Source organism: Solirhodobacter sp. (assembly GCF_964715405.1).
The window spans coordinates 1-8857 of sequence record NZ_CBAICG010000073.1 but is presented as its reverse complement, the minus strand read 5'-3'; the positions used below and the strand labels follow the sequence as shown (position 1 = coordinate 8857).

The 8857-nt window shown below is 64.9% G+C and carries 7 protein-coding genes and 1 pseudogene; 7 read left to right on the top strand and 1 reads right to left on the bottom strand.

The features are described 5' to 3' along the window. From AC11WY_RS18690 to AC11WY_RS18660, 7 genes and pseudogenes are all read left to right on the top strand, one after another. Positions 1–186: pseudogene (locus AC11WY_RS18690) on the top strand (acetate/propionate family kinase); the annotation flags it as partial. Between the two features lie 29 nt (positions 187–215). After that, positions 216–653 carry a universal stress protein gene (locus tag AC11WY_RS18685; RefSeq protein ID WP_482928290.1) on the top strand — a complete coding sequence of 146 codons (438 nt, stop codon included), beginning with the start codon at positions 216–218 and terminating at the stop codon, positions 651–653. 61 nt (positions 654–714) lie between these two features. Then, entirely contained in the window at positions 715–3777 is a 3063-nt protein-coding gene (locus AC11WY_RS18680) for a plasma-membrane proton-efflux P-type ATPase (RefSeq protein ID WP_482928288.1), read from the top strand. Further along, the gene (locus AC11WY_RS18675) at positions 3774–4556 is read left to right on the top strand and encodes a hypothetical protein (protein WP_482928286.1); all 783 of its coding nucleotides are present in this window, start codon (positions 3774–3776) and stop codon (positions 4554–4556) included. Before AC11WY_RS18680 ends, AC11WY_RS18675 begins: the two co-directional genes overlap by 4 nt. A 178-nt stretch (positions 4557–4734) precedes the next feature. Beyond that, positions 4735–5442: a UPF0149 family protein gene (locus AC11WY_RS18670; protein ID WP_482928284.1), complete on the top strand. Its 708-nt coding sequence runs from the start codon at positions 4735–4737 to the stop codon at positions 5440–5442. Positions 5443–5484: 42 nt separating this feature from the next. Then, on the top strand, positions 5485–6921 hold the full coding sequence (locus tag AC11WY_RS18665; protein ID WP_482928282.1) for a DUF6880 family protein: 1437 nt from the start codon (positions 5485–5487) through the stop codon (positions 6919–6921). A gap of 69 nt (positions 6922–6990) precedes the next feature. Next, positions 6991–7188 carry a CDGSH iron-sulfur domain-containing protein gene (locus AC11WY_RS18660; RefSeq protein ID WP_482928280.1) on the top strand — a complete coding sequence of 66 codons (198 nt, stop codon included), beginning with the start codon at positions 6991–6993 and terminating at the stop codon, positions 7186–7188. On the opposite strand, the gene AC11WY_RS18655 is transcribed toward AC11WY_RS18660, so the two are convergent. Continuing rightward, positions 7178–8485: a chloride channel protein gene (locus AC11WY_RS18655; RefSeq protein WP_482928278.1), complete on the bottom strand. Its 1308-nt coding sequence runs from the start codon at positions 8483–8485 to the stop codon at positions 7178–7180. The two genes, AC11WY_RS18660 and AC11WY_RS18655, sit on opposite strands and share 11 nt — an antisense overlap. Positions 8486–8857 lie beyond the last annotated feature (372 nt).

Here is an 8857-nt window from a genome sequence, read left to right as displayed (position 1 = left end):
CCGGTGCGCGCCGCCGTCTGCGCGCGCCTTGCTGCGCTTGGTGTCCGGATTGATGAACAGGCGAATGCCACCGGCGGGCCCTGCATTTCCGGTGCTGACAGCAACGTCTCGGTCTGGGTCATCCCGACCAACGAGGAACTGATGATCGCAGTCCACGCTTGGGCGCTGATCCGCCCGGCAAGCTGACCCGCCGACGGTAACCACAGGAGCACCGGATGAAACGCATTCTTGTCGCCACCGACGGATCGCAGGGCGCGGACCGCGCGGTCGGATTTGCCGCCGAACTGGCGCGCTCGCTGGGTGCCGAACTGCTGATCGTCAATGTGATCGGGGGCTACGGCCTGCCGGGGGGTATTCTCAAAGCGTTGGGCGGAACCGAAAGTGCCTGGTTCACCGCGATGCTCGCGGCCAATTCCGCCAAAATTCTGCAGCGCGCCCGCGATCAGGTTTCGGGATTGGGCTTCAAGGGTTCGATCCTCGAGTCGCGTCACGGCGATGCCGTGCTGGCGGTCCTCGACTATGCCCGCGAACAGCATGCCGATGCCATCGTCGTCGGCAAGCGCGGCGAGGGGAAGCTGGAGGGGATGTTGCTGGGCAGCGTCTCGCAAAAGCTCGTGAGCCTCGCGCCGATGGTTGTGATGGTGGTGCCGTGACCACCCACCCGGGCCGGGCGTTCCTCCGGTCGCCGAGCCTTGAACTCATGGAAGGCCGAAAATGACACGTAAAGCAAAGCCTGCGAACCCCGCGACCAAGCCAACCGACGCGTCGGCCGACGACCTGAAGACGATGCCGATTGCGGAGCTGGAAACGAAGCTTGGGATCACCGCACAAGGGCTGACCACGGCCGAGGCGGCCAATCGGCTGGCCCAGTATGGCCCCAACGAGATCGCCGAGAAAAAGACCAACCCGCTCTTGAAATTCCTCAGCTATTTCTGGGGCCCGATCCCTTGGATGATCGAGGTGGCGGTGATCCTGTCGGGGGTCGTTCGACATTGGCCGGATTTCTTCATCATTCTTGTTCTGCTTCTCGCCAACGGCCTGATCGGCTTCTGGGAGGAACGGCAGGCCGGCAACGCCATCGAGGCGCTCAAGGCCAAGCTTGCAACCAATGCCCGCGTGCTGCGCGACGGCAAGTGGACCGCCCCGCCCGCCCGCGACCTGGTGCCGGGCGACACGATCCGGATCCGCCTTGGCGACATCATCCCGGCCGACGCGCGCCTCTTGGACGGCGACCCGGTGGAGGTGGACGAATCCGCGCTGACGGGCGAGTCGCTGCCCGCCACGCGGAACCCCGGCGAGGCGGTCTTTTCCGGTTCGATCCTGCGCCGTGGCGAGATCGGCGCGCTGGTCTATGCGACGGGGGCCAACACCTATTTCGGCAAGACGGCGGAACTGGTGCAGACCGCACATACCGTCAGCCATTTCCAGCGTGCCGTGCTGAAGATCGGCAACTACCTGATCCTGCTGGCGGTCGTTCTGGTCGCGACGATCGTCATCGTCTCGATCCTGCGCGGGAATCCGGTCCTGTCCACGCTTCAATTCGCCCTAGTGCTGACGGTGGCCGCCATTCCCGTGGCGATGCCCACTGTGCTGTCGGTCACGATGGCGGTTGGCGCACAGCTTCTGGCCCAGAAAAAGGCCATCGTCAGCCGCCTCGTGGCGATCGAGGAGCTTGCGGGCGTTGACATCCTCTGCTCTGACAAGACCGGCACGCTGACCCAGAACAAGCTGACGCTGGGCGATCCCTTCACGATGAACGGGGTGACGGCAGAGGCGCTGATCCTCGACGGCGCGCTCGCGTCGAGTGCGGCAAACAACGACACCATCGACCTTGCCGTTCTGGACGGGCTGAAGGACGACACCGCGTTGAAGGGCTACAAGGTGCAGCACTTCATGCCCTTCGACCCGGTGCACAAACGGACGGAGGCCACCGTGAAAGGCCCCGACGGCAAGACCTTCAAGGTGACCAAGGGCGCGCCGCAAGTGATCCTCGCCTTGGCGGCGAACACCGGAGCGATCAAGGCGGCCGTAGACAAGGCCGTGGACGATTTCGCCGCCCGCGGGTTTCGTGCGCTTGGCGTCGCCCGCGCCGAGTGCGACGGCGCATGGACGTTCCTTGGCGTGCTGCCGCTCTACGATCCGCCGCGCGCGGACGCCAAGGCCACCGTCGCCACAGCCGAGCAGATGGGCGTGTCGGTCAAGATGGTGACCGGCGACGCGATTGCCATAGCCAAGGAGACGGCGAAGGCGCTCGGGATGGGAACGAACATCCTGAATGCCAGCGTTCTTGGCGACGCGAAGGGCAAGCCTTCCAAAACCGTTGCCGCGCAAATCGAGACGGCAGACGGGTTCGCGCAGGTGTTCCCGGAACACAAGTTCCACCTCGTCGACATCCTGCAACAGCGCGGCCATATCGTCGGCATGACCGGCGACGGGGTCAACGACGCCCCCGCGCTGAAAAAGGCCGACTGCGGCATCGCCGTCTCCGGCGCGACCGACGCCGCGCGGGCGGCGGCCTCGATCGTGCTGACCACGCCGGGCCTTTCGGTGATCATCGACGCGATCAAGGAAAGCCGGAAGATCTTCCAGCGCATGAACAGCTACGCGATCTATCGCATTGCCGAGACGCTGCGGGTGCTGCTGTTCATGACGCTCGCGATCCTGATCTTCAACTTCTTCCCGCTGACCGCCGTGATGATCGTCATGCTGGCGCTGTTGAACGACGGCGCCATCCTGTCGATCGCCTATGACAACGTGCACTATCGCGACCAGCCGGAAGCCTGGGACATGCGCACCGTGCTGGGCATCGCCACCGTGCTCGGCGTGACCGGCGTCACTGCGGCCTTCCTGCTGTTCTACCTCGGCAAGCAGGTGTTCCACCTCGACGATCCGCACCTGCAGACGCTGATGTACCTCAAGCTCTCGGTCGCGGGCCACCTGACGATCTTCCAGACCCGCACCCGCGGCCCGTTCTGGTCGATCCGCCCCGCGCGCATCCTTCTGATCGCGGTTCTCGGCACGCAGACGCTGGCCACCCTGATTGCCGTCTTCGGCGTGTTCATGACGCCTCTGGGCTGGACCGATGCTGCCATCGTCTGGGTCTATGCGCTCACTTGGTTCGTCGGGGCAGACGGGGTCAAGCTGCTGGCCTACAGGGTTCTGGACCGCACCCGGACCAAAGCGAAGCGATCGGCACAAGACACCCCCAGCAAGGCGAAAGCGCGGGCAGCGGCACTGTCGCCGCCGGAGACGGCAGCCAAAACCCAGTTGAATTCAGGAGCCACCAAAATGACAACCCCTCAACCCGACGCCACGCCGGGACCGCAACCGAAAGCCGAAGCGCAGAAGGATGCCGCCGCACCGAGCCCGGATGCCGTCACGGCCCCGGCGCAGCCGACGGCAGACGACAAGCTCGCCACGCTGCTTCACACGCCGCTTGGCGAAGTCCTCCTCGACAGGCTTCTGAAAGACCCGAAGGACATGAGCCGCCTTCTGGCCGCCGCGATCAGCGAGGCGGAGGGGAACGACGCGTCGGCCCCTGGCGCCAAGGCCAACGACGCTGCTCCGGCCGCCCCTGAGGTGACCCCGAAGCCAGCACCTGAGCCCGATGCGAAGACCGCGGCTGCGGCAACACCCAAAGCCGTTGCCTCGACCGAGCCGAGCATCGAGAGCAAGCCTGCCCCGAAACCGAAGGCCAAGCCGCGCGCTCGAAGACCCAAGGTGCACGGGCGACCTGCTGCCGGAACGACCGATAAGCCGAAGGGGGGCCTCAAATGAAAATCGACATCGACGATTTTCGTAGAGCGGAGGGCGAAGTCAACCGTGACAGCGCTGAGCGGGCCTACAACCTGATCATGAAGGAGAAGGAGAAGCTGCTCAGCTTCGACACGAAGCTGAAGTTCATCGTCTCCCATTCGGCGCTGAAGGAAGGCCGGGATCACCCCAACGGGTTCCAGATAGGCACCCTTCGCGACTTCGGCACGGAGAGGGAGCGGCGGCAGACGATCGGTCGCGGGCCTCGCCTGGCTCTGAAGTTGAAGGGCGACGAGATGGGCCACCGGGTGCGTGGCTTCGAAGTGAACACGCTCACTGTGATAGCCATGGAAAGCTATGAAGACTTCGCCGAGACCCTGCAGAAGAAAATTGAGAAGGACACGGGCATCCTCGTCGGCATTGTGGAAAAGCACCAGTTCGCGTCGATTCTTATCACCAAAGATGACGGATCGACCGCGCGGCTTGGTTTTGGCGACTCCGCGGCTATCTACGACCACCTTCAGGCGAAGGGCTATGTGGACACGAAGGGTCGCGTCCAAGACACGCTCAAGACCGCTCTGAAGGCAGGAAAGGTCGAACTGCCTGAAGCATTTCAGACGCACCAAGCCGCGATCCGCGAAATCCTGCGCAAGCTGGGAGGCAAGCTGGATATCAAGAACGCTGCCGATCGGGTCAAGGTCAACACGCGAGCGGCGGTCCTAGCCGGAGAGGAATTCCGCGCCCTTTGGGACCGGATTGTGAACAAACGTATAAGTTTGACCCCTTTCGGCGCTGAATATTGATCCCTGTAGGGCTGGGAATTTTGCTTAAACCCCAGCACGTTGACAGCATATAGATGGGGTCACGGTTGGGCGCCGATGGTGGGGTCAAACACAGCGCCGAAACACAGGCTGTCCGGACGTTTCGCTTGCCGGAACCCGCTGCTAAGATAGACGGGACAAGGACTGCAGGACCGCCGAAATGAACCTGAATGCACAACTTTCCGATGCCGATGTTGACGAACTCGACGGCTTTCTCGCCCGCGTCGTTGGCGGCGCGATACCCAATACAGAGGCGCTGGATGGCTTCTTTGCGGCTCTGGCCTGTTGCCCCGATCTTGTCATGCCGAGCGAATACCTACCCGTCCTCCAGAGCAGTGCCAGCGCCGCGGGCGACCTTGTCTTCGAGGACATGGATGAGGCTCAACGCTTCTTGGGCCTGGTCAACCGCCACTGGAACGATGTGAACCACCAGCTTGACCGCGAAGATGTCTATCTTCCCCTGCTGCTTGAGGATGCGGACGGCCGGTTTCACGGGAATGATTGGGCGAACGGTTTTCTGGCAGGGACGCAACTGCGGCAGACGATCTGGGTGGACTTGTTCAATGATGAAGAGCACAGCGGCCCGTTGGTCCCGATCTGGGCACTTGCCCATGAGCACCATGCCGACCCGGAAATGCGCCCTTACAAGGAGCCGATCGACGACCAACGACGCGAACAGCTTCTGATCGGGGCTGCCGCGGGGGTCATGCGACTGCACCGGCATTTCTTGGATCAGAGATACGCCTATACGTCGCAAGCCGGCACGTTCATCCGGACGAGCGGGAAGACCGGGCGCAACGACCCTTGTCCCTGCGGATCTTGCAAGAAATTCAAGCAGTGCTGCGGGCGGCGCGGGATGCTGCATTGAGCTGCCGCCCACGGGTATTCTTCAAAGACGGATTTTGATCTGATGGCATCGAAGATGACCCTCAATGCAAAGAACCTCGAGGCCCTGGGGCCCGCGCGTCTGGCGGAATTGCTGATCGAGATCAGCACGGGCTCTGCGGTCGCCAAGCGGCGGCTGCGGCTGGAACTGGCCGGCGCTCAAAGCCCGGCGGAGGCAGCGCGCGAAGTGGCCAAGCGACTGACCAGCATTGCGCGAGCGCGCAGCTTCGTGAATTGGCAGAACCGCAAGCCGCTCGTCACCGATCTGGAAAGCCAGCTTCGGGCGATCAAAGAGCAGATCGCTCCCGGCGATCCGGACGAGGCGTTGGCGCTGCTGTGGCGCTTCATGCAGGTGGCAACGCCGCTGTTCGAACGCTGCGATGACAGCAGTGGCATCGTCATCGGCGTGTTTCACGATGCGTGCAGGCTGCTGGGCGAGATTGCTCTTGCCGCCAAGGCCTCGCCGGAGGCGCTCGCCGAGGCGGCGGTCGAGGCGTTGCGCGACAATGGCTATGGTCAGTATGACGGGCTGATCGCCATCCTGTCCCCGGCGCTGGGGGCGGAGGGGCTCGCCCATCTCCGGCAACGGATCGAGGCGCTGGCCGCGACGCCTGTTCCGGTGCCGGCTAAAGGCGAATGGGAGGCGGTGGGCTATGGCAGCGGCGGCACCACCTACGCGCATCAGATGGACGAACGTGCCCGTCAAAGCATGGTGCGGATGGCGCTGAAGGACATCGCCGATGCGATGGGGGATGTGGATGCGTTCATCGCCCAATACGATCCCGACGTGCGAAAGGTGCCACAGATTGCAGCCGAAATCGCGACGCGTTTGTTGGCCTCGGGCAGGGCAGGGGATGCCTGGGGTTTCATCGAGCGGGCGGAGTTCAGCGATCACGGTTGGGTGCCAGATGAGTGGCAGACGGCCCGTCTTGATGTGCTCGAGGCCCTCGGCCGGGCCGATGAGGCGCAGGCATTCCGTTTGGAGTGCTTTCAGCGCATCCTTGCCCCGGAACATCTGCGCGCCTACCTCAAGCGCCTGCCGGATTTCGATGATGTCGAGGCCGAGGACAAGGCGATGGTCTATGTCATGGCCTATCCCGGCATGCTATTGGCACTGCACTTCCTGATCCACTGGCCCGCGCTGGACCGGGCGGCACAACTAGTAGCGTCGAGATTCAGCGAGCTGGATGGCGATCACTATGAGATCCTGACCCCGACTGCCGAGGCGTTGTCGGCGCGTTACCCGCTGGCCGCCACACTGGCCTTGCGGGCGATGATCGACTTCACGTTGAGCGCAGGGAAGTCCAGCCGCTATCAGCACGCTGCGCGCCACCTGGCCGAATGCGATGCGCTGGCCAGTCAGATCAAGGATTTTGGCGCATTCGAGCCGCATGACGTCTATGTCGCGCGGCTGAGGGCGCAACATGCCCGGAAGTCAGGGTTCTGGGGGCACTTTGCTTGACGGACAGCTACCCCCTTCATTTTGTTGTCGGTGATGGATGTCGCTGGCGTTTCGGCTTGGGGCTTCTTGTTGGCCGCGCGCGGCGGGCCGCTGACGATCACACCGGTGCCGGACGGGCCGCTGGCCGTGACCGGCAACCTGGAGATCTGCGCGGGCCCCGGCCGCACGGTGGACCGGGCGACCAAGGCGCGGCTGTGCCGCTGCGGGGCATCGGCCAACAAGCCGTTCTGCGACGGCAGTCACCGCCGCGTCGGCTTCAAGAGCTGATAGGTGAGGCGGTGGCGCCCTGCGCCCGCCGCCTGCGCAGCGCGTCGGCGATCCAGAACCGCGACAGCGCGTGGTAAAGCGGCTCGGGCGCCAGCAGGCGCGCGACGCCGTAGCCGATCATCGAGGACGCCATGATCGGCACCACGTTGTCGTGGTTGCCGGTCATCTCGACGATGATGACGAAAGCGGTCATCGGCGCCTGCACCACCCCCGCGAAATAGCCCGCCATGCCCAGCACGGCGGCCAGACTGGCGCTGGCGCCGAAGGCCAGGCCGAGCGTGCTGCCCAACCCCGCGCCCACGGCCAGCGAGGGCGCGAACAACCCGCCCGGAATGCCCGACAGGGTCGAGGCGAGGGTGGCGACGAACTTGGCCAGGAAGAACGTGACCGGCAGCGGGCTGCCCTCCACCGCGCTGCGGGCCTGCGCATAGCCGGTGCCGAAGGTCATGCCGCCGGTCGCGACGCCCATGACGGCGACCAGCAGCCCCGCCAGCCCGGCGACGGCCACCACGCGCCACAGCGGCACCGTCAGGCGCCAGCGCCGGATGCGCCGGGTGATCGCCAGCACGCCCGCGCTGAACGCCGCGCCGAAGGCCCCGCCCACCACGCCGCAGGTGATGACCAGCGGCCAGTCGCCGGGAAACGCGGCGGTGGCGTGGGTGACGCCGAAATAGGTGTAGGTGCCAACCAGCCCCAGCGAGGCGATGCCCGCGATGATGACGGTGGACAGCACGATGCCGTTGGTGCGCGCGTTGTAGCTGCGGCTCATTTCCTCGATGGCGAAGACGATGCCCGCCAGCGGCGTGTTGAACGCCGCCGCGATCCCGGCCGCCGATCCGGCCAGGATCAACCCGCGGGTCTGCGCCATCCGGCCCAGCTTTGCCGCTTGCAGCATCAGCGCGGCGCCGACCTGCACCGTCGGCCCCTCGCGCCCGATCGAGGCGCCACAGGCGAGGGCAAGGCAGGTCATCGCGATCTTGCCGATCACCACCTTCAGCGTCAGGAACCCGCCGCGATCCTCGTCGTCGTGCAGGTGCCGCGCGGCGATCACCTGCGGAATGCCGCTGCCCTGCGCACCGGGAAACGACTGGTGGGTGAGCACGGCGAGCGCCACGAAGCAGGCGGGCGTCAGCACCAGCGGGATATAGCCGTATCCGCCGCCGCCGGTGATGGTGGCGAACAGGGTCTGCGCCAGGTCGGCGGCCTTGGCGAACCCGGCGCTGATCACGCCGATGGCGACGGCGCCAAGCCAGAACACCAGCCGCGCGCGCCAGTGCCGCAACGACCCGACGAGCATGCGCGACCGCCGCAACACCCTCGACCGTCGTGCCCGTTGCAGTGCCACTGTCCACCCTCCGCGTCTGCATCGTCGATGCACCTTCTGGCGCCCGAAGTTCAACCCCCTTTGCCGCGGCAAGCCTTGGCAGACCGGGAAGTTTATCCGCGGGGTGCTGATGCGTGCATTGTCAGATTAAACTGATCAGCTAGGGTTCGAACTAGGCTCTGGACTTCGGTAACGGGGCCGTCCCAGTCAAGCTGTTTTGCGCATGCGGCATGTGCCGCCGGGCCGCGGTCTTGTCCTTTGCACAATTGATCCGCTTTCCTGTTCGGCAGCCTTCGCCTGAGATCGCCCCGGGTGCATGCTTCGGTCCGTGGTCGGCGCGATGGC